The 978-nt window shown below is 70.3% G+C and carries 1 protein-coding gene; it reads right to left on the reverse strand.

Features of this window, described 5'->3' with window-relative positions:
- Positions 1 to 252: 252 nt before the first annotated feature.
- A partial coding sequence (locus tag B2869_RS01855; protein WP_292762012.1) for an MFS transporter occupies positions 253 to 978 on the reverse strand: 726 nt, incomplete at its 5' end.

Consider the following 978-nt stretch of genomic DNA (forward strand, 5'->3'; position numbering starts at 1 on the left):
CGGATATCTTCAGGTCGGTGACGGCGTCGATACGTCGGACCATCCACGCGGCGCCGACGAACATGCTCGTGCCGAGCGTCACCACGACACCGACCGCGCTGATGATGATCGCGAGAACTTCCGTGGACACGTTGCTCTCTCTCCTTGCCCGGATGGGTGTATCGACGACGTTACGCCGCCTTCGCCGGGGGGTGCGCCGGTATTCCAGCATCTGTGAAGAGGTCGGTGGTGTCGTGAGGTGTGGAGGAAGTGTCAGCTCGCCGCGGGTGTCTGCGACGGCGTCCGCGACGCGACCAGCATCAGCACCGGCACGAGTGCGCAGAGCCCTGCCGAGACGAAGAATGTCGTACTCGATGCGGGGTCGCGGCCGATCAGCAGGATCAGTGTGGGCACGAAGGTACCGCCCACCGCGCCGCACGCGACGAGCGCACCTGTCACGGCGGCGCTGCGTGCCGGGTCGAGTCGGTCGAGGGCGAGTCCGAGGATGAGGCCATAGCTCGGTGCGAGCAGCACGACCACGGCGGCCAATGCGACGAGTGCCCCCGCGGGTGCGGACGCCACCAGCAGTCCTGCGACCGCCATCAGGATCGCGGCGGCGCTCGTGGCGGTGATGAGGATCGCGATCGGCGACACGGAGAGCCGGCGCAGGGCCGCCGCGCCGAAGCGTCCGACGGCCATCAGCGCCCAGAACGCCGAGGTCCCCAACGCGGCGAGGGCCGGGTCGACCTCGAGGATCCGCTCGGGGATCACGGCCGACCATCCCGACAGCACGGTCTCGACGCCGACGTAGAGGGGGAGGGCGACGGCGAAGGGCAGGAGCACGCGCAGCCCGCGGACGTCGCGGCGCGCGGGAGCCGCGGTGCGGGCATCCGGCGACACCGACCCCGTGAGCATCGCGATCGTGAGCAGCGGAACGACCGCCAGGATGCCGAGCGTCGCACGCACACCCGACCCGGCGGCGACGATCAGCGGGGTGAC

This window comes from Microbacterium sp. UBA3486, assembly GCF_002377845.1.
Taxonomy (GTDB): domain Bacteria; phylum Actinomycetota; class Actinomycetes; order Actinomycetales; family Microbacteriaceae; genus Microbacterium; species Microbacterium maritypicum_A.